This window comes from Bacteroides sp. AR20, assembly GCF_964250605.1.
In the GTDB taxonomy this organism is placed as follows: Bacteria; Bacteroidota; Bacteroidia; order Bacteroidales; family Bacteroidaceae; genus Bacteroides; species Bacteroides uniformis.
Window position 1 is genome coordinate 44,979 of sequence record NZ_CAXUGK010000024.1, and the last position, 24,732, is coordinate 69,710.

The 24,732-nt window shown below is 45.5% G+C and carries 18 protein-coding genes and 3 pseudogenes; 7 read left to right on the forward strand and 14 right to left on the reverse strand.

Annotation, left to right across the window (positions count from 1 at the left end; genetic code table 11):
• Positions 1-390: 390 nt before the first annotated feature.
• The 13 genes and pseudogenes from ACESTD_RS13215 to ACESTD_RS13275 form a co-directional block, all read right to left on the reverse strand.
• Positions 391-1,604: pseudogene (locus tag ACESTD_RS13215) on the reverse strand (tyrosine-type recombinase/integrase).
• A gap of 373 nt (positions 1,605-1,977) precedes the next feature.
• Complete coding sequence (locus ACESTD_RS13220) at positions 1,978-2,994, reverse strand: hypothetical protein (RefSeq protein ID WP_373158933.1); 1,017 nt, start codon at positions 2,992-2,994, stop codon at positions 1,978-1,980.
• Positions 2,995-3,035: 41 nt separating this feature from the next.
• Positions 3,036-5,372, reverse strand: a complete 2,337-nt coding sequence (locus ACESTD_RS13225; RefSeq protein WP_074908904.1) for a TonB-dependent receptor — start codon at positions 5,370-5,372, stop codon at positions 3,036-3,038.
• A 97-nt stretch (positions 5,373-5,469) separates the two neighbouring features.
• Complete coding sequence (locus ACESTD_RS13230; RefSeq protein WP_373158934.1) at positions 5,470-5,802, reverse strand: hypothetical protein; 333 nt, start codon at positions 5,800-5,802, stop codon at positions 5,470-5,472.
• A gap of 106 nt (positions 5,803-5,908) precedes the next feature.
• The gene (locus ACESTD_RS13235) at positions 5,909-6,430 is read right to left on the reverse strand and encodes a ParB/RepB/Spo0J family partition protein (RefSeq protein ID WP_074908909.1); all 522 of its coding nucleotides are present in this window, start codon (positions 6,428-6,430) and stop codon (positions 5,909-5,911) included.
• Positions 6,431-6,435: 5 nt separating this feature from the next.
• Positions 6,436-7,716, reverse strand: coding sequence for a DUF3440 domain-containing protein (locus ACESTD_RS13240; protein WP_074908912.1), 1,281 nt, complete (start codon positions 7,714-7,716; stop codon positions 6,436-6,438).
• Positions 7,713-8,117, reverse strand: a complete 405-nt coding sequence (locus ACESTD_RS13245; protein WP_005798039.1) for a hypothetical protein — start codon at positions 8,115-8,117, stop codon at positions 7,713-7,715. Before ACESTD_RS13245 ends, ACESTD_RS13240 begins: the two co-directional genes overlap by 4 nt.
• Before the next feature lie 413 nt (positions 8,118-8,530).
• Positions 8,531-10,135: a RagB/SusD family nutrient uptake outer membrane protein gene (locus ACESTD_RS13250; RefSeq protein WP_074908918.1), complete on the reverse strand. Its 1,605-nt coding sequence runs from the start codon at positions 10,133-10,135 to the stop codon at positions 8,531-8,533.
• Between the two features lie 19 nt (positions 10,136-10,154).
• On the reverse strand, positions 10,155-13,151 hold the full coding sequence (locus ACESTD_RS13255) for a TonB-dependent receptor (RefSeq protein ID WP_032534162.1): 2,997 nt from the start codon (positions 13,149-13,151) through the stop codon (positions 10,155-10,157).
• 87 nt (positions 13,152-13,238) lie between these two features.
• Positions 13,239-13,703 (reverse strand): beta-barrel fold lipoprotein, encoded by a 465-nt coding sequence (locus tag ACESTD_RS13260; protein ID WP_005823213.1) that lies wholly within the window; start codon positions 13,701-13,703, stop codon positions 13,239-13,241.
• Between the two features lie 1,512 nt (positions 13,704-15,215).
• The gene (locus tag ACESTD_RS13265; RefSeq protein ID WP_005805240.1) at positions 15,216-16,295 is read right to left on the reverse strand and encodes a linear amide C-N hydrolase; all 1,080 of its coding nucleotides are present in this window, start codon (positions 16,293-16,295) and stop codon (positions 15,216-15,218) included.
• Between the two features lie 240 nt (positions 16,296-16,535).
• Positions 16,536-17,143, reverse strand: a pseudogene (locus tag ACESTD_RS13270) (iron ABC transporter substrate-binding protein); the annotation flags it as partial.
• Positions 17,144-17,188: 45 nt separating this feature from the next.
• Positions 17,189-17,930: pseudogene (locus ACESTD_RS13275) on the reverse strand (TonB-dependent receptor domain-containing protein); the annotation flags it as partial.
• Positions 17,931-18,454: 524 nt separating this feature from the next.
• Between ACESTD_RS13275 and ACESTD_RS13280 the strand changes: the two are divergent.
• The 4 genes from ACESTD_RS13280 to ACESTD_RS13295 all read left to right on the forward strand — a co-directional run bounded on the left by ACESTD_RS13280 (position 18,455) and on the right by ACESTD_RS13295 (position 21,281).
• Positions 18,455-19,615, forward strand: a complete 1,161-nt coding sequence (locus tag ACESTD_RS13280; protein ID WP_074909083.1) for an OmpA family protein — start codon at positions 18,455-18,457, stop codon at positions 19,613-19,615.
• A gap of 82 nt (positions 19,616-19,697) precedes the next feature.
• On the forward strand, positions 19,698-20,390 hold the full coding sequence (locus tag ACESTD_RS13285; protein WP_074908934.1) for an MIP family channel protein: 693 nt from the start codon (positions 19,698-19,700) through the stop codon (positions 20,388-20,390).
• Positions 20,391-20,621: 231 nt separating this feature from the next.
• A complete protein-coding gene (locus ACESTD_RS13290; RefSeq protein WP_074908937.1) occupies positions 20,622-20,825 on the forward strand; it encodes an MscL family protein in 204 nt (67 codons plus the stop codon).
• Between the two features lie 168 nt (positions 20,826-20,993).
• Complete coding sequence (locus ACESTD_RS13295) at positions 20,994-21,281, forward strand: HU family DNA-binding protein (protein ID WP_005805251.1); 288 nt, start codon at positions 20,994-20,996, stop codon at positions 21,279-21,281.
• A 194-nt stretch (positions 21,282-21,475) separates the two neighbouring features.
• Here the strand turns inward: ACESTD_RS13295 and ACESTD_RS13300 are convergent, their stop codons facing one another.
• A complete protein-coding gene (locus tag ACESTD_RS13300; protein ID WP_371325560.1) occupies positions 21,476-21,859 on the reverse strand; it encodes a nucleotidyltransferase domain-containing protein in 384 nt (127 codons plus the stop codon).
• 1,002 nt (positions 21,860-22,861) lie between these two features.
• Between ACESTD_RS13300 and ACESTD_RS13305 the strand changes: the two genes are divergently transcribed.
• From ACESTD_RS13305 to ACESTD_RS13315, 3 genes are all read left to right on the forward strand, one after another.
• Positions 22,862-23,491 (forward strand): RteC domain-containing protein, encoded by a 630-nt coding sequence (locus tag ACESTD_RS13305; protein ID WP_103877864.1) that lies wholly within the window; start codon positions 22,862-22,864, stop codon positions 23,489-23,491.
• 234 nt (positions 23,492-23,725) lie between these two features.
• Complete coding sequence (locus ACESTD_RS13310) at positions 23,726-24,073, forward strand: hypothetical protein (RefSeq protein WP_225700323.1); 348 nt, start codon at positions 23,726-23,728, stop codon at positions 24,071-24,073.
• 128 nt (positions 24,074-24,201) lie between these two features.
• Complete coding sequence (locus tag ACESTD_RS13315) at positions 24,202-24,672, forward strand: relaxase/mobilization nuclease domain-containing protein (RefSeq protein WP_373158936.1); 471 nt, start codon at positions 24,202-24,204, stop codon at positions 24,670-24,672.
• Positions 24,673-24,732: the final 60 nt, after the last annotated feature.

Genomic DNA, 24,732 nt, shown 5'->3' on the forward strand with positions numbered 1-24,732 from the left:
ACAAATATACGTATATTGTGATAATATACTATAATTAAAGTAAAAAAATATCTTAGATAATAGAATTTAACTAATGTAGAAAAATATTATTACTCCATTAAATCATTTGTTTACCCAACAGACGCCGGTCCAAAACGTAGATACCATAACATGTAAATCCCTCTCGTAGCCATCTTTCAATTGAAGACGGTATAAGATAAATTAGCTAAATAAAGGTGTTCCTTTTTTCCTGTATAATCCCGCCACGTGCACCAAGGCGGGATTTACAGAAACATCCGGGAATGGTTAAATTATCGGTGGTAAAAGCCTCTTTGGGAATGGTTAACCGCCGTCCATCGTCCAGACGGGAACTGAAGAATTTGAGCTGATATCTTTCGCGGTCGGGCCCGGTCAATCATCCACCGCTAAAATGAAGTCAGCCACTTGATTATTAACCGCATCCAGTGCGGAATGATCCAGTTCTTTCAGATAGATTCGGGTCGTTTTTTCCGACGTATGCCCCAGACACTCACCAATAACATGAAGCGAGGCACCGTTCACCTTGGCTATCGTGGCCCATGAATGACGGGCCGCGTGAAGTCTCAGCGGGAATTCCAAACCAATGACCCGGGAAATCTTTCCCAGGGAGTAACGAATCCTATGGTAGGCGTTTCTATAACCAGCGTACGGATCCCGTTCTGCCGGAAACAACGGGAAGATATATTCTCCCGGTACATTCTTGTATCTTTCCAGGATACGACTGATCTCCTTGTTTATACCTACCCGCATCAATTGATCGGTCTTGTGACGCCTGTAACAGATTTCACCCGGGAAAACATGCCTCTTTTTTAGCAATGCAATATCGACGAATGACATTCCACGCGTGTAAAAGCTGAACATGAAAATGTCCCGGGCAAGAGATAACGGGCTGTCCTTTTCCAGTTCAATTGCGGATAGTGTTTTAATCACAACCGGATCAAGGGAGCGTTTGAGAGTTTTTTCCGTTTTAATGCTTATATCGCGAAATGGGCAAGGAAGTTCCAGGCCCATCTCCCGACATCCCTTCCTGAAAAGAGCCTTGATATTATGCAGATAAAAACCAATGGTGTTATCGCATATACCCGAAGCGAGTAGTTTCCCCTGGTAGTCGGAAATGATCCGGGAAGAGAGTTTTATGAAAGGAAAATCCTTTTTTCCCAGGTACCTCTGCATGGAACGCAGGCTGGAGGCGTATGCCCGGGCTGTTCCCTCATGACCGCTTTCACGAAGTTCCCGGATTTTCCGTGAAAAATAGAAATAAAAACCGGCTTCGCGGGTTAACACGCCGTAAGTCCTGAACACGTCCTCTATTTCGTATTCCCGGGATTTCTTCTCTATCATTGAAATACACTTTAACAGTACCCTTGAGATACTTTCGCACCTGTGGTTAATCCTCCGAATCGACTCCAGGGTGTTTTCCCCGCCGTCGATAACCCTCCCTTTTACGGGATCAAACAGGGTATCCGAGATACTGAATCCTGTATAAACAACCTTTTTCCTTCCTTGTGAAGAACCTGCACGACTAACGGGAATTTGCCGGACCGGTTGCTCCTTCCTTTTACCAATACTGTTTTAACTGTTGCCATAAGTTTTTTATTAGTTAGACATTTGACGCTTCCTTGTTTCCTGGAAAGGAAGCATAAACTTATATGCATCAAATCGGAAAAAGACCAAAAAAGTTCAGTAACCAAGCGGGAAAATTGCACGAAAGACGGGAAGTCGGTTCCAGACCCGTCGGTAAGGGAACGGTACGTCTTGTATGTATAGGATTTTTTTCAACTTGCCAAACATGAAAAATGGAACAGGGTGAGATGGTAAAGCATGTCCCAATACATCCCCAAGTAAACCACGGGGATTAAACATGGCAGATGGGATTTTTTCGCTGCACAAGAGAAAAAAGGCGGCCCCACCTGCCGCCTGTAGATTGATAAAGAGAGAATTCCATCCTACGCGAGATGATCAAAGCCATATGGATCCAGCTTCCACATCCCCCGTCTGGTAGGTATAGGAGATGAACTCCTCAAGCGCCTTCTTCCATGTAAGATTGAAGGTTTTCATGATGGAGTGTAGCGTGCGGTTGCTGTCTTCATCCAGGCTATCCTCCCCGATCAGGTTCACATCTGCCTCCGGGTCCACATCAACAAACTCCTCGCGGCTCCAAAACACCACTACCGGGATGCTCAGGTTAATATCCCATGTTCCACGCTGGATCAATACCCCGGAGGGCTTGTAGAACGGGTCAAAGCCGTTTGTCTGCGGGTTCCTTTTAGAATTGTAGCCGTGATACAGGCGGAGTTTCAGATCAAACTCCTTGCGGTCCTTCAGGAACCGGATAACTCCTTTTAATCCTACCGGGTTAGTGCCTCCCGTAATTTCCGCCTCGTTGTCATGTTTGGTCTTGTCCCAGGGCGTGGTATCCACGTAGAGATAATCCACCAGTGCATCCGGATCATTGTCGTCAGCTTCTGGTTTCCCGTCAAAGGTAGGTCTCACGTTCTCCGGGGTGAAGAAATGCTGGTGGATATTCTCCTGCCCGTTCTCCACAAACTGGCCGTTCATCAACTCTCCTTTGGAATTGTAGTAATAGATAAACATCAGGTAAACCGGGGCCGGGGTAAAGTTGTTTCCATTTTTATATTCGCCGTTTTTCTGAACGTAAAACTTGCCCTGGCTTCCTTCAGCAAGGGTCCATCCACTGCCGGTCTTCAGTTCATAAGTGATCTCCTGGACACGTTTCATATACCTGGCCGGGGATTCCGGATTTTGGTGGGGACCTCCGGCCTTCTGTATCTCGTTCCAGTCAGCGTGCAGGTGGCATTCAACGAGGCGGACGGTCATTTTTGCCGGGTCCTCATGCAGTTTGTTCTTCGTCTCGTCTTCTGGTATTACAGGATCCTTGCTGCAAGAGTTCAGCGACAGGACAAGGGACACTCCTATCAGAAGTGCCCACACGGTTTTACATGCAATTGTTCTCATTTTTCTTTTTATTTATTAGTGTTGATTATAGTTCTTATAAATTAAAAAATCCAGTTTACACCGCAACGCACATCACGTCCTATATCATGCGCATAGTAACGCGAGCGGTTGGTGTATTCCTTGTACTCACGGTTCAGGAGGTTGTCTGCCGACAGCATGAACCGGACCTGGTGTCCCCGTTTCACGGGAAGTTCAAGACCAGCGTCGAACCCGAGGAGATGGTACGCCGGGGGAGTATACGGGATAAGATCCGTGTCCGGATCAAACCGCCTCTGTTTTGCGGTGAAACGGTGCCTGATGTTCAGACGCAGCCTGAGATGCGATTTCGTCTCGTGGATCCACGCAAGTTCATGGCTGAAACGGAAGGAGGGAATATAAGGAAGATAATTACCCTTTGTCCGTTCGTTTGCCCGTATAAAGGAGACGACGGCATGGTAGTCCCATGAACCGCCCGGAGTGAAACGCAGGTCAAAGTCCATACCGCGGAAGAAAGCCGGGGTCTGCCTGTACTGGAAGACCGGGTATGCCCCCGAAATCACGGTGACTGTCTCTTTCTCCGGCCCGTCATAGATATAGCCGTCCACCCATTGCAGGTAACCGTCCAGACAGACGCTGAACATCCCGTCGCCGTAACGGAGGGAAGATATCCATTTGTAGCTTCTTTCCGAGTGCATCGCAGAGTCTCCCCTGACAAACATCCCAGACCCGAGCTCGTTCCCGTTGCTGTACAGTTCATACACGTGAGGGGCACGCCAAGCCAGACCGAAGTTGGAGGTGAGCCTCCAGCGTCTGGAAAGTTGATAGTGTCCTCCCAGGCTGTAGGACACGTTGTTAAACTTTCTTATCCCGCCATAGGGGCTTCCCGTCCAGTCATAACCACTGGCACGGGTTTCCTGCATATCCAGGCGGAGGCCTGCTTCAACGCCTCCCCTGGCCAGGTGATATTTCCCGATTCCGTATATCCCTGCCTGTGTCTCCGTGTAGTTCGGGATAACGGGCACGAATCCGGTACCCGCGCGGCTGTGGTTCTCGATGAACATGACCTGACCTCCCGCCTCGACCTGCCAGGAGCGGTAATCCCGCTTCCAGCGCAGAAGATGCTGGAATGAATTCAGGTGCAGGGAAACCGCCGGAATGTTAGAATCCAGCCGCCGGACACGGTTTTCCTGCCTATCGTCCTTCTGCCAGGTACTTTGCCAGTGAAGACTTCCCCCCTTCTTCATGCCGAGCCGCATCCTGCCGAATGCGATCTGATGGGTGACCTCCTGGCAGGGAGCCCTGATACCACGGGAGAAGGGATCCGTGTGCAGGGGGCGACCAAGCCGGATACGTTCCGCCAGCAGGTCCTCGCTACCCATCTGGGCGCTGAGCATCACCCCTGTCCGGCTGTAGAAGCGGCTGTAGAAACCTTCCACTCTCAGACGTCCGCGGTCATAGCCCAGAGAGGCAGAAGCGTGATACTCTCTGGTTCCCGTGTTGTTCAGAAGATAGTGCGCAGTGGAACGGTCCCCGGAATTTGACCAGGTTCCCTGCAGACGCCAAGCGAAATCACCGGGAAAAGCACCTTCGAGCTGTCCGGTAGCCACGTAGCGACGCCCGTTACTTCCGTAAAGTGCGGAGATTCCCCCTTGAAGGGAGCGTTTTCTGAAAGGAAGCGGAGACTGCTCCATGACGATAATCCCTCCAAGGGCATCCGAACCGTATCTTACCGCATCGGAGCCCTTGATTACCGAAACAGAGGAGCTGCCGTTCATGTCCACTTCGGGAGCGTGGTCGGCCCCCCATTGCTGCCCAGTCTGGCGGGCACCGTTATGGATGATCAGTATCCGGTTCCCGTACATTCCTTGGATAACGGGTTTGGATACAGTGGTTCCCGTGCTGATGGAACTTACCCCGCTGACACGTTCGAGCAGGGTGGCAAGCGAGGTTCCCAGCGCGTTCCTGATCTCGGGAGATGAAAGGCGCCGGCTCACCACGTTGGGTGACGCCCCGGCACGTTCACCGGTCACGACCACTTCCCCGAGTTTTTGTATGTCCGGGGAGAGACATACGGTATGTATGCTGCTTTCTTTGAATACCTCGTTCAAAGGCACACGCCGGGAACCGTAACCCAGGCACTGCACGAGGACCGTATCCATGAAACACGTTCCATGACCGAAAACAATCATTCCACGGGGGGAGCTGACAAGTAACCGTTCCCCGGTCAGGATATAGGCCCCTTCAATGGGAAGCCCGCTTTCCTGGTCAATGACCAGCAGAGTATCGCGTGTACCCGTCGATTGCCGGTCAGCCTGTACCCGTGCTTCCATGGGAGAAGGGAGGGTACATAGGCAGACAACAAGCAGGCACACATACTGGAGATATGCATGAAATGTCATACTTGAAAAAATATAAACGGGTTATAATCTGTTAAGACAGGACATGAAAAGCCCCTGCACGCAATCACAGTGATGGCATGCGAATCCCTCAAGGGAGTTATGACAAACACACAGGGGGTGCACGGAGGAAATGCGGGAAAAGAATGACGATGACATCTGTTTCCCCGGAGATAAGATACCTTACAGGCCTGCTAGTCGGAATATAATCGTATATAAAAATCCCTGCCTCGACAAACGGGGAGAGCGTAAAGAGACAGATGGTACAATTTTCAGGAGAATCGTGACGGGAGTGTCCCTGTTCGTTATAGGATACGCACGAATGTTCCCCGTGAACATGAAAAGCTTTCACGAGGAAAAAGGGCATCAATGTCAGCAACAACATACATGCTATGACAGCCCGCTGTCTCTGTCTTTTTTTCGTACGATCCATTAGTTTGCAAAATTAACGGTTTTAATCATCACTCGCAATACCTACAAATAATGATTTGCAAGCATAAACACCATGTATATTTGTTACGGATACCAGACAGACCGTTTTATTCCTCCAACCAGTCGTCTGAGAGCCCGAAACTCCTGTCACGAAACAATTCAGCCAGACCTGAGATTTGTTTGAAACGGAGTAACTCGTTCTTGTCCATGCCTATGTTGCGCATGATCCAGCTGTCGGACATACCCGATTTTGACAGTTCCGCCACAATACCTGTCATAAGTTCCAGCGAGTGCATTCCCCTGGCCCTGTTATGACGGATAGTCGAGGCCATCCTGTTCGAGATGTCTTTGTTTATGACCGTTACAGGCAGCAATCCGTTCTCGCGCTTGTAAATCCTGCCGGATGTTTTCATAACCAGATAGCGGTGGTAACCGTCAACCAGCTCGTAGATATCCTCTTCTTCCCGGTAATAACACACGAGGGGCATCGTGTAACCGTCTTCCCAGATGGACAGTTCCAACAGTTTCATCTCCGGGGGAGCAACGACATTCGGGTTATAGCTGTTGGCCACGATTTTCTCGACTGGCACGGCCTTGACGTTATACGCCGGACTTTTAAAACTTGACATGACAATCACAATTTATATCTTTTCAAAACTCTCTCTTTCATCTCCCTCTCCCGTTTGGTCTGCGTGAAACCCATATACTTGCAGGTATGATCGTTTTTCAGGATGCAGACGCACATTCGTTTGTAAGTGGGTATTTCACGAAATTCAGGGATATCTATCTCGTCTATATACTCCATGCGGACGGGCCTCTTGTCAGTCCGGTATGCCGTGCATTCTTCCACCGTGAACGGTACACCGGCCGCACGCAGCTTCCCAATCGTTTCCTCTCTCAGGCAGCCTCCTTTTTCCCTCCAGAATTTCTGGCTCACCCTCAGTTTCTCCAGGTAGTTCTCCCTTGTCGCCCGGGGAAGCGTGTCAAGGAGGAAGTACATGTACTCTTTCCACGTGAACCCGTCCGGACAACTGATGGAGCGCCAGCCCATCGCAACCGTGTTCCCGTACATTCCGGCGAAACTGACGCCGTTGACCCGGCTGACCATGCGTCCCCAGGTATCCGGATCAATAACTTTATAAAGATGCAGGGTCGAAACGGCCTGTGAGATAAACGGGCTGGCCACCCTCTGGCGGGACAAGGGAATCCCGGCCTGGTAATACAAGTCATACAAACGGTTATAATCCCAACCATACCGGGCATACCCCGTCCACACGTCCGTTGTCTTCCAGTCGTATATCGGGTAGGCGTTATAAGTGTAATATCCTACACGGTGAGTCCACTTGTAGTTGGCCAGCTTACGGTAATTCTTGTCGGAATGAATCGCCCGCCACCGGTTGAAGCTCTCCTGCGTGCGGATCCCCACGAGGCAGCAAACACGCTTGCATCCCTTCTTACGACGTATCCAGGAAGGGAAAAGAGACTGGAAGTCGTAATCCCACAGGCTGTCGTTCCAGAAATCAAAATCTTTCACGCTAAGAGCGGTGCCCGGCATCTGGCGAACCCAGATATTCTGGTACCCCTCTTGCCAGGGACGCCAGTACTGCTGGTACATGGAAGTACATGTGGGTACCTTGAAGGGGACACAACAGTGGAACACTTCAAGGATATCCCGGTTGTTGGAAAACATCCTTTCCACGTACTCCGTGCTCTGGCGGTACTGCACCTCGTAATCCATGTGGAACACACCCAGTTTTCTACCGGGTGCATGCATGCGGATATAATCCATGCACAAATGGAGAAGGATACCGCTATCCTTGCCACCGGAAAAAGAGACATACACGTAATCAAAATAGTCAAAGATGATCTTCAATCTCCGGTTGGCGGCCTCGTGGACATCCATCCGGCGCATCATGCCCCACCTCCTTCATGATAACGCATCTTGACATACTTCTTCCACTCGACACAGGGGATAAAATTCTTCATTGAAAAGTCTTCCACGTGGCGTTCGTGTACAACGGCCACAAGGGAACCATCAGAAGAAAAATCATGGATAATACGGTCCAATAACACCTCTATTACAGAGGAGTTATCCCCGCTAATATAGTAGTTATCTATGCAATTGTTTGTCAAGGTCATTTTCACGGGCATGAATCCCAACACCCTTTGCTCATCCATGGCAATGTACCAGACATGGTTACGCGTCGTTTTGAAAGGGTAATTATTATTTTGCCGCAATACGGCCGGGTTCATTACCAAAGGGGCGACAAGGTCAAAAAGCCGACCGTCCAATCCTTGTAACTTCAGAATGTTCATGATTCCAATCCGTTATTACTAAAAATCGAATGTGTACCTATTATGCGTTTGTCCGTGATTTCCGACATTATCATGCCGCAAGCACGTTACAAATGACTATCCGCAAACATGGATATCAATGGGGACAGGAATGATACCTCCTGAGTTTCCAAAAGGGAGAAAAACATAAGAATGAACAATAATGCCACGGGAACGATCTCCACACCCCATTCCCCTATCAGCTTAAAAGTCACGTGCAAGTCACATACCCTTCTTTCCGAAAACATATGACCGGAAAGGCAGGAGCAGAGAACACGGAAAAAACAATTCAAAATTTAGTACATGATATTAAAAAATTATACATTGAAAATCAGAGGAGCTACCCGCCAATCAACGGGTGATTGGCGGGTAGCCCTCTGGCTTAAAATAAAAAATCACCTTACCAGATTCGGGTTTTTCTGGGAATCCATATCAGGATATGGAAGATACATCAGATTGTCACTCCATGTCCTGTTCGTATATTCTACAGACTCCTTTACCAGGATCCCGTCGGCGACTTCAACAGCCGTGTTCTCCGCTCTTTCCTTAAAGGTGTCTTTCAGCCTGTTCATACGGAACTGGTCCGCACGGCGTGTGACAAGGGCCACCCAGTAGCCTGCCACCTCCCAACCATGCTCCTTATAAGCCGCTTCGGCAAGGTCATCTGCAGAAAGTCCGGTGAGCGGTTCCAGTCCGGCACGCTCGCGGACATCATTCAGACACTTGAATGCCAACTCGTCCGTCTGCCCCGTCCTGGCCTTGGCCTCCGCATACCACAACAAAACCTCCGAATAACGAATGATTCTATGCCGATGGTCATTACACATGTTCTGACTGGCCGGTTTTGTATAATCATACGGGGCACTGGTATTCACTTTTGACGCAGGATCCCAGTTGACGGAGAATATACTGAACATGGGGTGATGTTCCGGAACGACAGGGGTACCGTCCTCCTTCAACTCCCACCAGTCAACCAACGTTCCGTCTTTCAGACGAATCTTGGGATCATAAGTCGCATCTTTTCTCGGACCGTCAGGAAACTCCTTCCAGAAACGAATTTCACCCCAGGCGTCTCCCCAACCGCCCAGCGATTCAAACTGGTTACATGAAGTAAGCTCCGAATCCTGGGCCCAATCCACGAACGGTGAATAGTTTATGCCGAGCACCGTCTCATTATTATAGTTATTGCTCATAGCATACACATCTTTGTAATCCTTATCGAGCTTATACTCGTATTCACCTCTGTTCACACCCTCAATGACCTCCTTCGCCTTTTCAGCAGCCTTTGCGTAATATTCCGTTTTGTTCATCGGCCAGCCGGCCATAGCCATATACACTGCTGCCAAAGTAGATTTGGCTGCCTGCCGGGTTACATACACATTCACTCCGTTCAGAAAGCGGGGGCTGCCACTGTAACCCGTAGGCAATACGGCCTCAGCTTCGGTCAGGTCCTGCACAATATGACCATACACTTCTTCCACGGGGGATAGAGGTTTGGTATAATCATCGTTGACATTGTCCAGATTCATCGGCAGCGGTCCCCAAAGTCGCACCAAGGTAAAATAAGCGTATGCCCTCCAGAATTTAGCCTGCCCGAGGGCGATATTTATCTCATCTTGAGTGGTAGGTGTTTTAGAGGCCCCCTGTATGATCAAATTGGCAGCCTTTACAATGGCATAATGCATGTTCCACGCATCTTTGACACCCTTGTTGTTGTTTGCTGCGGCAAACTTGTCCATTTCTGCGGCAGGCTGTTTGTTGCTCCCCGGATTGGTCGTTATATCATCCCCCTGCCACTGGGGCAGCTGCATGTTCGTATATATCTGTGAAAGATTGACTTTCTGGTAAAGGGCATATATGCTCATGTTCAATTCATCCTGGGTAGAGAAGAAGTTTTCCGGAGTGAGTTTTCCCCTGGGATCTTCCGTTAAGAAATCACTGCACGACATCAGTGAAAATGACAGGGCAACCATAGTGCCTGCTATTATTTTTATTTTCATAAGTTCTTCTATTTTAGATTTAAAAATTCATCCGGAGACCGAATGTGAATGTTCTTGGGGAAGGATAGGCTCCCATGTCAATACCCGCGTCAACGTCAACGCTGCTGTTCGAGAAGGTAGTACCGGCCGGATCCATCCCCTTGTACCCGGTTATTGTAAAAAGGTTCTGACAGCTGAAAGTAAGCCGCAAATCAGCGAATCCCGTTGTCTTTTTGGGGAAAGTGTATGAAAGACTGATATTCTCCAGACGAAGGAAGTCCGCGTTCTCCAGCCATTTGGTTGAAACCGGCTGCAGATTATTTCCACCTTCGGTCAGGCTCGGGTATGTTGCCGAAGAGCCAATCTTGTCGAATCCCTTCAGATAGGCGTCTGCCAGAGTTACAAAGCGGGAATTCCCTTCGGCCGAAGCCATCGTATATCTTACAAGATTCAAACGTTTGGCTCCGAAAGATCCGTTGAAGAACAGGTTCAGATCCCAGTTTTTATAAGACAGGGAGTTATTCCATCCCAGGGTGAAATCGGGATTGGCCTTGCCGATGACCTTGCGGTCGCCACCGTCTATCATCTGATTTCCATCTACATCCGTGTAAGTGTCATGTCCCTTTTCATCTAAGCCGGTCCATTCATATCCCCAAAAAGTACCGATGGCCTCACCCGGCTTGATAATGGTGGCATAATCAACCATACCGGCAGCCGGACTGGAGCCGTTGATGAAATCATTCTCACCACCGGAAAGGCGTTCCACGCGGTTCTTCAAATAAGTACCGTTCAAGGTGGAGGTCCATTGGAACCGGTCATTCTGCATAATCCGGGCGGTCACGCTCAAATCAATACCACGATTACTGATTTCGCCGTCATTCACCCAAAAAGAGTTACCGCCGACATATCCGGGGATACTTCTTTTAAGCAACGCATCTGTAGTACGCTTATAGAAATAGTCCACACTGAAATTCAGCCGCCTGTCAAACAGGGAGAACTCCAAGCCCAGGTCGAACTGTTTGGTCTTCTCCCACGTAAGCTCAGGAGTCGCTATGTCATTTGCCCAATAACCGGTAAAATTACTGTTGGTTCCAAAATTGTATGCAGTAGCACTCATAAGGCCCATGGTCGCGTAAGGACTGATAGCCTGGCTACCCACAATACCATAACTGGCGCGAAGTTTAATGTCCTGAACCGAGGAAACATCCTTCATGAAATCCTCATTGCTCAACGTCCAAGCTGCGGCAATAGAAGGAAAGTACCCCCATTTCTTTTTGGCAAAGCGAGAAGAACCGTCGGCACGAAATGTTCCGGTAAGCATATAACGATCCTTATAATTGTACATGACACGGGCCACTCCCGACATCAACGCCCATTGCTCGTAACCATTGTTTGCATCACGAGAGGAAGCCATACCCACATTCCACCAGCCCACACCCTCGGTCAGGAGGTTGTTACCGGTTATACCCATTGTCCTGGTTTCGGAGGAGGTCACCTCATATACGGCCGTGGCTGTCAGATGATGGTCGTTCCAAGAACCCGTATATGTCAGGTTGTTGGAACTCTGCAGCATCAGGCGGTAAGTGTCATTGTTGCCCATACCACTCTTGGTCCCCACTCGTTTGGAGCTGAAACTATAACTTTTCCCGTCATAATAGTCCACGCCATTGGTTGTGGTGAATGTCAGCCCCTTCATTATATCAAGGCGCAAATCAACACGTCCGTTGAAAACATTGGTCATTGTCTCTCCCGACTGCAGCTTTAGGATACCGACCGGGTTGGAAGCTATGGAATTATAAGTATCGGTGTTATAGTTCCCGTTTTCGGCCATCATCGTCATGGTAGGCGAATAGTTCAAAGCAATCCAGATCGGATTATCCTTACCGGAGGCAAAAGATCCCCCGCGACGCACACCGTGGGAAGCATTGATGTCAGCCGTGATATGCAGCCAGTCGGTAAGCTGTGAGGAAAGATTCGCCTTCGCCTGATAACGCTCGTTCTTCGATTCAATGACCACACCTTCCTGGCTCATGTAGTTGGCGGAAATGTAATATTGGGTCTTCTCGCTACCATTGGAAAGAGCCAACTTGTAATTCTGGGTGATCCCCGTACGGAAAATCTCATCCTGCCAGTCGATGCCCGCCGTTCCGTTCTGATAGGATTGCATCTCTTCGTTTGAGAAATCAATACCTTTGACCTCCTTGAGCGCCAGAGCGTAATCGTATGCTCCAAGGATATCGTATCTCTTATATACATTGGAAACTCCCACTGATGCGTCGAACATAATTTCACGCACACCGGCCTTACCACTCTTGGTAGTGATCAGAACGACTCCGTTCGAACCCCTGGAACCGTATATGGCAGTGGACGATGCATCTTTGAGAACCTGCATCGAACGGATGTCCTCGGGATTGATACCGTCCAAACCGCTTTCGCGGACGATTCCGTCAACCACATACAAAGGGTCGTTGCTTTTGCTGATGGAGTTAGCACCGCGGATGCGGATTTTCACGCTTCCCCCGGGGACGCCGCTGTTCTCAACATGAACGCCACTGACACGCCCCTGAAGAGCGTCTGCAACCTGGGTTATAGGCTGGTCCTTGAAATTTTTGTTGTCCAGCACGGCTACGGAACCGGCCATATCCGCTTTTCTTACAGCACCATAGCCAATAACAACCACCTCGTCAAGGACTTCGGCATCTTCCTTCAAAACGATGTTTAACGGTTCACCTGTCCAGGCTATTTCCTGGCTCTGATAGCCGACATAAGAAACAACAATTATATCCCCTTTTTTTACGTTCCTAAGGGAAAAATCACCGTCAAGTCCCGTAATGCTGCCGTTTGTCGTCCCTTTGACAAGTACGGATGCACCGATAATGCTTTCGCCATTGGCATCTTTGACAACTCCTTGACAGATATCACTCTGTTCGATAATTTGTCCCCTCAGGGAAGGGTAGTCAGGGAACGCATAAACCTGCATCCCACACAATAGCGAGAGCGACAGAATTGCTCCCGCTGTTTTTTGAAGTGTATTCATAAATTATTTAGTTAGGAAAAAAAGTTCGATAAGAAACATGTTCAGGCGTTATGCTCTTTTTAATACAAGTTCTGTATTCTACCCGGATCATATCTCCTTGGTTGAAACGCTGAAAGTTTCAATAAGGGTATTACCATCTGTTATATATTCTTTTTCCAAACGGTTAACCTCCTTGTCGTCAATGTAGCCTATTACTGTTATATGAAGTCGTTTACCCGCCTCCGAGATACTGGAAACCGAACCGGCACAGGTCATGAAAAACGCGTTCCCATTTGTACGACAAGACATGGTTGCCGTCCTTATTTGGGCAGAATAGGAATCACCAATGTATTCTCCCTTGTCATTGTACAACTTGGCAGGACCACCCTTGTCAGCACCACCGATACTTACACTCACTTCAAATGAATCTGTGTCACCGGACTGTTGGATTACAATTTTATGAATTCCTGTCTGAAAATCAGATGCGTTTTCCGTTCGTTCATTGTCACATCCTATAAATATAAATCCGGCCAAGAACAAGACAACACTCCATAATGTGAATTTACTTTTCATATTTATATTTACAACAATAATTGATAAAAATAATATATCTATAAATCTTGCCAAGAAGAATATTAATCATCTAAGGCAAACAAATTGTATAATTAGCAACAATATATTTATTGAATATAATACGCAGCGCATTATTTACTGTGCAAATAAAAAATAAGATAAAATATTATTGATTATCATTTTGGCTCTATGATTTATCAATATGGTCTAGCAATTTGGATTATATAAAACAATATTATGTAACAGAGTTAATTCATCAAATAGTAGTATGAAAGATTTATATAACTAATCTACATCTTTCCAAATTGCATTCCTTTAGTCAAAATACTAAAACTTCCAATAAAAGAATTTTAGTTCGTTATGTATTCTTGTTTTAAACGAGTGACTTCTTTGTTCATAACATAAGTCATTATCTGAAACCGTTTATTTGTCATTTCCTTAAGATTCTATTAAGAATCAATACAGAGATAGAAAAACACATTGTTCTTCGTATGTTAGGATAGTTATTGATCTTCTCCTGCATACGTCCTGAACAGTTCTAAGAATTCAGGTTCATTGTTATATAGCCATTCTCCTTTTTCGCCTACGGTAACTCTATGCATCACTGTTCACAATATCTCCATTATCCTGATGTATTCTTTATCAACCAAACACAGGTATTGTACTAACTTTCCTAGTACCGATTCCATTGTGCCCCTCCGTATGTGCTTATGGTGTTTCCTCTCGCTGCACAGCGTGCTTTCTATCTGATTTTTGTAACAGAAAGAGGACTGGAGATGTCCTGTTGGGAAAAAACTAAAACTTTTGGCAGGTAATATGACTTGTTTTAGTAAAAGAAGCATATGGAAGATACACTTACGAAGGAAAAGGGAGCATTGTCATTGCGCAATCTGATAATGCTATACAATGTTGTAAAAAGATATCATTTTCATAACTCAACAGCTTGAAATTCCAGAGCAAAAAAGAATGCACTACCTAAAATCAGGGGACAGGTTATAATTATTTGTCAAAGTTTTTAATCGACTTAGTTGGAGGATGGGGCGGTTGCATCCATTTTCACAAAGCAAAGCTTAAAGAGTATTTTGTAACATACGGTTTTATGACATAAAAAACGGAACAAGCTGCCTTTTTCCATCCTATACAGGGAAATGACCATAAATTCAAAAATACTAGGACAGCTTTCTTCTTTTAAAAGGATTTTTTTAAGACTTCAGAGAACCAGTATTAACTCAAAATTCATTTTTCAACAAGGTATATCAAATCAATAAAAATCCGAGATATTCCCATTAAAAATAACATACTCAATAAAAACCATAAACAATAAAAATGTTATATCATGTTTCTCCAGATACATAAATGTACTGCTTGTTTTTGTCTCATTTGTAAAGATCTCACAATCGCATGTTTCCAAATATAATCTGGAAACATGCGATTGTGAGATCCTAAATGTTCATAATTATCTTGCCAGATCCCAATGACTATAAAAGAAATCATCTTTAAATGAGCGTTGTATCATCGTATATTGATCAATTCGACAGGTTGCCTCTTTACATTATCCAAAGGCATACTATAATATCTAATATTCTTAAAATCAATAGTTTTTAGGTCAATACAACGAATATTACTATTATACATAGTTCGATAATAAATGATACAATTTTGTGTATCTGTAGCAACTGTAAACTGAGTAGCACTTGGTACATCAGCAGAAGCTTTTCCCCATGGCTGCTCAGTACCTGTTGGAATATCGAAATTATTCAGGATATGAAATGCCTGAAAAATACTTTCCTGAGCAGAGGCCTGTTGCGGAGCTGTCAATTGGAAGAAAGTAGCACGGACAAATCGAGATGGAGGAGTAAAATCACCCGGAAGTCCAAGTAGACCAGCTCCATGTCCGAAGGATTTCATCTGTAAAGGACCATAATTATGTTCCGGAGGTGTACCAGGTTGTAAATTGATATAATTATTCAAATTTGTCCAATGCCATTCCAAACCGGGAGAATTGGTCAAAACTCCCAAAGGATTTTCATAAAAATGCATGATTTCATCTACTATCTCAAGGACAATCTGTCGCCCAGAAGGTTCAGTAAACCGCCAATGAACAGTAGAAGAACGGGGATCAATATTGGTAACACGTATATTTTGAAGTTTTTCCTTGACTTCATTTACATTTCCACATTCACCTAATACATAAGACACTAACTGGAAGTCCGCTAAACTTCTCTCCTTTTGGGATGGATCATAAGGAGGATATTTTCCATAATTAGGGAAATAAAAAAGGCCGGCAGACAAGCCCTTTTCATTTACTCCTTCTACCATAAATTCCTTTTGTTCCACGGACAAGCCTATGAATCCATACTTGGTTGTAAATTTCATACCATCCATCCCGGAAGGGGTAAGTGACTGAAGCTCCTGATGGCGGGGCACAACTACATACATTGTATTCATAACACTTTCTGCCCATTCAATAGTACGTGCCGTAACGACTGTGCCATCACCGCTTTTTAACGTAATACCTGTACAAGCATCCATCGGTGCTTGTGATTGCAGCCCAATTGTGGCCAGCAAAATTAACGATTGTTTTGAGTTCATAAACCACTATTTTTTATGTTTTAATAATAAAACAGTTGAAAGATAAAACTGTTTGAAATAAGGGGAATAAATGAAAAAGTAGAAAAAGCTGAGAATGCTTTGCTGATCATTGATTAAATATAAGCAAAGAAAATGTCATAAAAGTGTAGGGCGTTTTCTTCAATAATCCTCCTCCAATGTGTAGCATGGGGGGCTATTCATCAAGACAAACAGATAGTTTGATATCGTTTGACATCCGACACGCTTTCCAATAACTTCCGAGAGTGTCAGTAGCGATTCGGCCTTGCCCAGCGGTGACTCTTCGAGGTAGTCGGTGACATATAGGAACGGGATGTCCAGTTCTTTCAATTTATCCTCCATTGAGTTTGTCCCGTTCACGCCGTAGAGCTGACGAGGGCCGGGTCGAACGAAAGCAGCACTCATAGTTGATGTTCCCTTAGTAACCGATGCCGCCGATACTGTCGTGGTGCGCCTGGACCCCGGGATTGGAGATATACTCTTACCCGATACACCGGCTAGGCGGCCGGCCTCGCCGACTACATTGAGCATTGCGATATGAGTCGAGGATATACAGGCGATGCGTTTGGCTTCGACCGTCAAAACTTGTCCCTCAAATCCTTCGGAAAGGGGTTCGCCGTCTCGGGCGATGAATAGCTGTGCGGTAACGCTGTCCGCTCCTGCCACGGGTTCGTGACGGTGATCAATACATCCTCCTTTCCGTCGGCATCTTGGATATCGAAGTCGGAAGCATATTCCGAAGTGTAAACCGGTTGAGTGAGACCTGTCAGGCGGGCACTCCTGTTGTTACAGCCTGTCCATACTAGCGCAAGTAACAGTAGCGGGGGCAATTTATTAGCACTTTCATATAATTATAATATGTGGGACACTATTTCTTAATTTTTCCAAGATTTTGAGGTGATACCAATGAACAACTCAAAATTGATGCCTGGCATTGGGCAGGATAGTACCGAGAAATAATCCTCGTTGAGGAGATTATTGAGCAAATTTCAACTGAACATCCATCGGTTTGAGCAACAGCTTCTTCTCAAATAAGATGTTACTCATGAAATACCGGGGTAGATCTCCAGTCAGTGTGTAGTCGTTGCTCGACATGGTGAAACACTCCGAGTAGAACGCCCACTTGTAGAGAAATGCCCATGTACCCCATGAAAGGCGTCCGGTCAGTGATGGGGAGTATTTCGGGACGTATGGCAATTGTTTTCTTACCGACTGGTCGGCAGGGGACATCTTTTCGCCCTCGTTTATTGAGGGAGTCCACGAGTAGGATCCGCTGAGGTCGATGAGCCAGTTTTTGCCGGCTGTACGGCAAGATTGGCTTTTACCTCGACACCATAAGCATGTACCTTTTTCACGTTTCGTGGTGAGAAAAAGCCCTTGGTTGTCGGTAGCCAGATGATCCGATCCTCGATTTAGGAATTGAACCACGTGGCACTGCCATCCAGTTTGTAGACGTTCTTCTTGTCGACATCGAAACTCACGCCCGCATCATAACTGAAACCGTGCTCGTTTTTCAGACTGGAGTTCCCACCGGGTAAAAAGTAAAGATCATTTAAGGTTGGGAAACGGTAATTATGCGAAATCGAAGTTTTTTATCATTATATCCCCTTTATGGGAAAGTAGATTGGACAAGCTCATTACTCCCCCTGAAACGACAAAGTAACCGTTATGTTGATCTCTCAAAATTTTTCCCAGTTGTAGCGTGACTACGGTAACAAAAGAACTACTATCATATAAAGAGTGAGGCCAGAGGGATTATCGTAAACGATATCGCACGTATCAAAGCTAATCTTGGGATGTCACACTTGGCCCAAAATGGGTAAGGAGCAGAAGTCCTGTTAATAACCGTCCAGCTGAATACCACCCATACTGCCGCTAAAAGAAGGAAATATAAGAGTCTTATATTTTGAATATCACAATATTAGAATACTTGGATATTTAGTCTCTTTATTTATCTGAATTACGGTTTCCTTTTTACACGAAATACATTTATAAAAGAGAGAAAAAAATTTGAGAAATTGTAGATTCAGTTAGTATTTTAGCACAAAGAACTAAAATGATAAATAATAGAGCCAAAAATGAAATATATTATTTTATAAAAACTAAGATCTTTGCAAAATAAAATCAAAACACAAAGCATCATGAAGAAAATTTTTACAACTTTGTTTTTATCTGGTATTTTTATGTATCACACAAATGCCCAGACTGCGGTAGAAGGTAATAAATTCTTGGACAACTGGTCCATTGGGGTTAGTGCAGGAGGAACAACCCCGTTAACACATCACTCCTTCTTTGGAAATATGCGCCCAATCACGGGGATAGAATTGAATAAACAATTGACACCGGTTTTTGGTTTCGGTCTAGAGGCAGTCGGAAGTTTTAACACTTCACAAAGTCGGACAGTTTTCGACCGCTCCAATGTTAGTCTATTGGGGCTGGTGAACCTGAACAATCTTTTTGGAACCTATACGGGAACCCCAAGACCTTTTGAAATCGAAGCGATCGCCGGAATCGGGTGGTTGCATTATTACATGAACCAGGGAATGGGTTCCGATCAGAACAGCATGTCAACAAAACTGGGGCTAAATTTTAATTTTAACTTGGGAGAAAGTAAGGCGTGGACACTAGCTCTCAAACCAGCCTTGGTCTATGATATGAACGCTATGGGTTCCGAGCCCGTGTGTTTCCACTCTAAACAGGCAGTATGGGAGATATCTATCGGACTGAAATATCACTTCGGATGTAGTAATGGGAAACATCATTTTACAAAGGTGAGACCTTACGACCAGCAGGAGGTGAATGTTCTGAACGAGAAAATCAATCAACTTCATTCACAAATCGGAAAAAATGCCGAAGCGTTGGAGGAAGCAGTTCAGAAAGTGACGGAACTGGAAGTTGCGTTGGCCAAATGCCAGAGCCAAGAACCAAAAATCATGAAAGACACTATTGACAACAGCAGAAAGACACTGGAATCCGTCATAACTTTCCGCCAAGGCAAGACAACCATTGACAACTCTCAACTCCCGAACATCGAACGTATCGCGACTTATTTAAAGAACCACAAGGAAGCAAGTGTGGTCATCAAAGGATATGCCTCCCCTGAGGGAAGTGTGGAAGTGAACGAGCGGCTTGCTCAACAAAGAGCGGAGATTGTAAAAAAAATGCTAACGGACAGGTATGGAATTGCAGGAAAACGGATTGTAGCCGAAGGCCAGGGAATAGGGAACATGTTCGAGGAGCCTGATTGGAATCGGGTAAGTATCTGTACAATCAATGTGGAAAAGGAATCTCACAAGCACTAAATGGTCTGGATATAAACCGGGAAGATACAATTGTCTGAACCGAATGCATTAATAATTTTTATCTATACTTAATTTGAATGTCATGAACAAGTATATATCTGAAATGATCGGGACAATGGTTCTTGTATTAATGGGATGTGGAAGTGCCATTTTCGCAGGGGATACGCCTGGGGCAGTTAGCACTGGAGTGGGTACGGTGGGAGTTGCCATGGCCTTCGGACTGTCAGTGGTCGCCATGGCATACACCATTGGCGGGATATCTGGTTGTCACATAAACCCAGCGATTACGCTGGGTGTATACTGCTCGGGAGGAATGGGCGGTAAAGATGCCCTGTTATACATGATTTTTCAGGTAATCGGAGGGATTCTTGGGTCGACCATACTTTTCATACTGGTTTCCACGGGATCATATTCCGGTCCCACTATGACAGGGAGCAATGGCTTTGGTGAGGGAGAAATGTTACAGGCCTTTATTGCCGAGACCGTTTTTACATTTATTTTCGTTCTTGTAGCACTGGGAGCTACAGACAAAAGGAAAGGGGCCGGTAAATTGGCGGGGTTGGCCATCGGATTGACACTTATCCTCGTGCATATCGTGTGTATCCCAATCACCGGGACATCGGTAAATCCTGCACGTAGCATAGGACCAGCGCTTTTCGAGGGGGGCAGCGCGATTTCCCAACTTTGGCTTTTTGTTGTCGCTCCCTTAACAGGAAGTTTGGCTAGTTCCATTGTGTGGAAAACTATTTCTCACCATAGTGATAAACAACAATGATGGAAAAGAGGATGATTGGAGCCTTCGCTTCTCGTGTCATCCTCTTTTGTTTGATACGCTAACAAGTAATATCTTTTGATAGCATTCATCTGTATATGCCTCTTTCCCGTGAAAGAGCAGAGAGTTTGATATCACTAATTTCGACATTGTTATACTGTATAATTACCAATCGCATATAATGTGTTTAAATTGATATTTCAGTATATGACAAAAATTTTAACACAATATAAAATGTCAAAAAGTAACTCTTTACAGAATTCCAAGGTGTTTGTTATGCGTGGAAATGTGATAGACATAGCCGTGGGTGTAATCATTGGCGGCACCTTCGGGAAAATAATTTCTTCAGCAGCGGCGGACATCATCACCCCGATAGAAAAGCCAATAGGCGACACTAAGTTCTCGGAACTGAGATGGGGCTATATTTCGCCCGGATAGTCAGCGAGATTGAACAGACGACCATGTTAAAGAAACGAAAAACGTTTGTTTAAACGGCATGATCGGTATCAGGCAGGGAAAGTGTCTAAGGAATAACAGACTACTCCTTGAGGGTGGCGACTTTCCTCTACCTAAACGACAAAATAGTACGAACATTAAAACTGTGATATGACTAAAGCAGATATTATAAAGCGGATCTCCGAGGAACAAGGGATTGACCAAAAGACCGTTGCCTTGGTAATCGAGGGTTTCATGAAATGCGTGAAGGATGCACTTGGCAGAGGCAGAAGTGTATTTCTGCGCGGGTTCGGCACATTTTCTTTAAAGAAAAGGGCAGCAAAGAAGGCACAGAATATCCAGCAGCACACAACTATATTTATTCCGGCTCGTAAGGTTCCCCATTTTAAACCCTCGGATTCTTTTCTATTGTGCCGGGAAGGAGATAATCGAAAATAGACTAGCCATAGAACTATTATTACTTGTTATAGTCGGCTTGTATTTATGATGGCGAAAATTTGATTTTTCTGCTTTAAATTTATCTGTGAAATAGAACACATTTCCACTGACTGTTATGCATTTTATTTGGGGCGTTGATTACCGATATTTGTATTTATAGTTTTTACTATATTACATATGGAGTAAATCCTTTCTCATACTTTTCCACATGGAATCCAAACAATGGAATAGGCTTTTGCAAAGAATATCAGTGAGGTTAATCTATGGTATTCGCCAGCATTACTCTTGTGTATAATATAATGTACCTCGAAATGTTTGTCGACTTCACATGCTTTATATTCTATGTGAAAGACTTGTTGCCCTTCCAAAGTAATACAAGGAAGTTTCATACCTCCAAATAGTGTATAGTCGAAATAGTCAATCTGAAATTCATACCATCTGTCATATGGATCGGCTTGTTTTGCCGTACTATCCTCATTCGCACAAAAGGGTGGATATTGAAAATACCCGAATAATCCTCTCACTATTCTACCTTTAAAGTACAAAAGGCCTACAGGAATTATACACTTTCCTGACATGCAGTGTAAGGGAATTGTATGCTTTTTATTTATACCCTTGTATGTCCCATATTTTTTAAGGGACCGTTGAAATATATTTCGTCATTATTACCTTTCCTCTCTTATTTTTATGGGGAAAAAAGATTTATGTACGAATATGTGACATGGGAGGAATTCTCGTGGAAGAGGAAAAAGAGAAATAACAGATTCTTGTCACACTCGAACGGACTGGTAGTAACTGTACCGTGGGACCCGGATATTCGATTTCAGCTAAATGTCCCTGTGTGACGAGCTGAAAAAGTGAAGTATCGGCTGACAAGCGATACCTTTCGGTATAGGGACCTAATATTATTAACATCCATCGTCTGCACCTTCTACTTTAGAATATGTTTGCAAAATAATATGAATTCCATTGAGCTTACAATAAATTTTAATACGATCAGATACGGATATTATGCGACAAAATCAGTTTCGAGATCTACAATTATGAACGCTGGATAGGAATGTGACGGACGGGATTTCACCTTCTCATTAAATTCCGCCAGACAAAAGAGAGAATAGCACAAATAATAGAAGAACGGGTGATCATCCCCATAATAATCGAACTTTTGGGAAAAACATTTACATAAAATACTATCGGGAAGAGACTTGTCGTCTGACAACCAATGGGAGGCCGTTTGTTGGAATCTCCAATTCAAGCACGGGGCTGGTATTTTTTTAGGAAGTCCACATCCAATGGACAAACTTGTATCATAAATACTCCCTATATAATACGGAACAGATGCGTGAGTTGTAGGCGGTAGTCACCCCCTGATAACGGTTCGCACGGGCATACGACATACCTTAACAAAAGGTGTACACCTGCCTTACAGTTCTGTAAACCATGTGCACCTTTTGTATTTACACTCCACTACTATTTATTGATATTCATGTTAGTTGATTATATATCAAAATCTGCCATTCCCAGCAGCTTATTTTCTTGCCGGAAGGCATCGATTGTCAAACTTAAAAAGAACGAACCGTATGAAAGCATTAACGACACACCGTCTGCTGGATTGCTTCAGGAAAGCGGTCCAGGGAGAAGAATCCATCTCAGAAAACATATTGTCATCCGCTTACGATGAATTACTAGACTATCTGCTACAACTTGCAAAAGGTGAACTGCCCTTTCTTGAAAAGCTCCGGTACCTATATCATCTGGAAGTGGAGTTGGACACCTGCCTGAACATGGTGGAGAAAACTACCAGCAAACATCTACATGTATGTCTGAAAAAGGCAGTCGCTCTTGTCAAGACCGAAATCGAATTACTCCGTTTCTCCGTAGAACATCCCGAATACTGCGCTGTTCATCCGGCTACAGAAGAGAATAACGCATCCGTTATCTCCCTCCACTGGAAGAGTTCCCTAGTAAACCTGATGGAGCTGATCGCCTCATTGTACTACTTGGGAGTGATAACGGACGGCAACGGTAACCGGCAGTCATTCGCTTCCCTGGTGGTAGCATTCGAAGGATTCCTGCACATCCGAATTCCCAAGCCCTATGATTTACGTGCAGACCTTGCCAGACGCAAGAAAAGTCTCTCGGTATTGCTCCCAAAACTCCGGGAGGCCTTTGAAAAAAACATCATAAACTGCGGGATCGGGCACGGATGACAGAGAGGAAAATCCCCCTGTCAGCAAAAGTCATTTTTTGTCAGAGATAGTCACCTTCCGAAATTAGGCAGGTATCCGAATTATCGTTTACTTTGCTCCGGTAAAAACATCAATAATATGGCTAAAATCAAACAGGCGTACAAGAAAGAGAAAACGGCCGCTTCCCGGACATGAAGAGGGGGGCGCAGTCCGAAGGAATCCTCCCAGCTCCATTCCTATTACTACGGATTCCGTCTGAACGAGCTCCAAAACATCGAGTTCGAGCGGCTCTATGAGAATTCCGGTGCCGGAACCAAGTCGCAGTTCATCCTGGCGTCCATTTTCGGCAAACCGATGAAAGTGGTGAAAATCGACAAGGCGGCCACGGACTATTACATCAAGCTCACCAACCTGCAGAGCGAGTACCGCCGCATCGGGGTGAACTATAACCAGATTCTCAAGGCGGTCCATAGCGGGGAACTGACCGAAAAGAAAGCCCTCGCCCTGCTTTACAAACTGGAACAGCTGACCGTGGAACTCGTATCGTTGAACAAGGAAATCATCCGTCTTACCAAAGAGTTTGAACAATGGTTGCAAAGATAACATCCGGTGCCGCCATCTACGGGGCGCTGTATTACAATCAGGAAAAAGTGGAGAAGGGGAAAGCGCGGACACTGGCATGAAACCGCGTGATGGAGACACCGGAGGGAAAGGTCGGCATCACCGAATGCATGCGCAGCTTCGAACCTTACCTTGCCATGAACCGCCGGACGGAAAAGCCGGTGATCCACCTCTCGCTCAATCCCCATCCCGATGACGTGCTCTCCGACGAACAGCTGGAAGCCATCGGACGGGAATATATGGACAAGCTCGGATATGGCGACCAGCCTTACATTATCTTCCGCCATGACGACAACGCGCGTCCTCACATCCATATAGTCTCCCTGCGCATTGATGAACAGGGAAGAAAGCTTAGGGATTACAAGGAATGGGAACGTTCGACGGACATCTGCCGGGAACTAGAAAGGAAATACGGCCTGCTGCAGTCACGTGGGGAGGAATACAGGATTTCCCGGCCGATGACCGCGGTGGACTACACGAAAGGCGATCTGAAACATCAGATTGCGGGTGTGGTAAAACCGGCTGTGCAGAATTACCGCTTCCAGTCGTTCAAGGAGTTCAGGGCTGTAGCTAACACTTGAAAAGGGACCCGGGTAGCATTTGAAACGTGTACCACCCGATAGGTTTTGCAAAGTTAATTA

Bases quoted from the DNA above. Each gene is read 5' to 3' on its own strand.
- ACESTD_RS13250 (WP_074908918.1), bottom strand. From the start codon at position 10,135: ATGAAAATAAAAATAATAGCAGGCACTATGGTTGCCCTGTCATTTTCA.
- ACESTD_RS13295 (WP_005805251.1), top strand. From the start codon at position 20,994: ATGACTAAAGCAGATATTATAAAGCGGATCTCCGAGGAACAAGGGATT.
- ACESTD_RS13225 (WP_074908904.1), bottom strand. From the start codon at position 5,372: ATGACATTTCATGCATATCTCCAGTATGTGTGCCTGCTTGTTGTCTGC.
- ACESTD_RS13255 (WP_032534162.1), bottom strand. From the start codon at position 13,151: ATGAATACACTTCAAAAAACAGCGGGAGCAATTCTGTCGCTCTCGCTA.
- ACESTD_RS13230 (WP_373158934.1), bottom strand. From the start codon at position 5,802: ATGGATCGTACGAAAAAAAGACAGAGACAGCGGGCTGTCATAGCATGT.
- ACESTD_RS13305 (WP_103877864.1), top strand. From the start codon at position 22,862: ATGAAAGCATTAACGACACACCGTCTGCTGGATTGCTTCAGGAAAGCG.
- ACESTD_RS13245 (WP_005798039.1), bottom strand. From the start codon at position 8,117: ATGAACATTCTGAAGTTACAAGGATTGGACGGTCGGCTTTTTGACCTT.
- ACESTD_RS13300 (WP_371325560.1), bottom strand. From the start codon at position 21,859: ATGTCAGGAAAGTGTATAATTCCTGTAGGCCTTTTGTACTTTAAAGGT.
- ACESTD_RS13280 (WP_074909083.1), top strand. From the start codon at position 18,455: ATGAAGAAAATTTTTACAACTTTGTTTTTATCTGGTATTTTTATGTAT.
- ACESTD_RS13260 (WP_005823213.1), bottom strand. From the start codon at position 13,703: ATGAAAAGTAAATTCACATTATGGAGTGTTGTCTTGTTCTTGGCCGGA.
- ACESTD_RS13315 (WP_373158936.1), top strand. From the start codon at position 24,202: ATGCGCAGCTTCGAACCTTACCTTGCCATGAACCGCCGGACGGAAAAG.
- ACESTD_RS13285 (WP_074908934.1), top strand. From the start codon at position 19,698: ATGAACAAGTATATATCTGAAATGATCGGGACAATGGTTCTTGTATTA.
- ACESTD_RS13290 (WP_074908937.1), top strand. From the start codon at position 20,622: ATGTCAAAAAGTAACTCTTTACAGAATTCCAAGGTGTTTGTTATGCGT.
- ACESTD_RS13265 (WP_005805240.1), bottom strand. From the start codon at position 16,295: ATGAACTCAAAACAATCGTTAATTTTGCTGGCCACAATTGGGCTGCAA.
- ACESTD_RS13235 (WP_074908909.1), bottom strand. From the start codon at position 6,430: ATGTCAAGTTTTAAAAGTCCGGCGTATAACGTCAAGGCCGTGCCAGTC.
- ACESTD_RS13240 (WP_074908912.1), bottom strand. From the start codon at position 7,716: ATGATGCGCCGGATGGATGTCCACGAGGCCGCCAACCGGAGATTGAAG.
- ACESTD_RS13220 (WP_373158933.1), bottom strand. From the start codon at position 2,994: ATGAGAACAATTGCATGTAAAACCGTGTGGGCACTTCTGATAGGAGTG.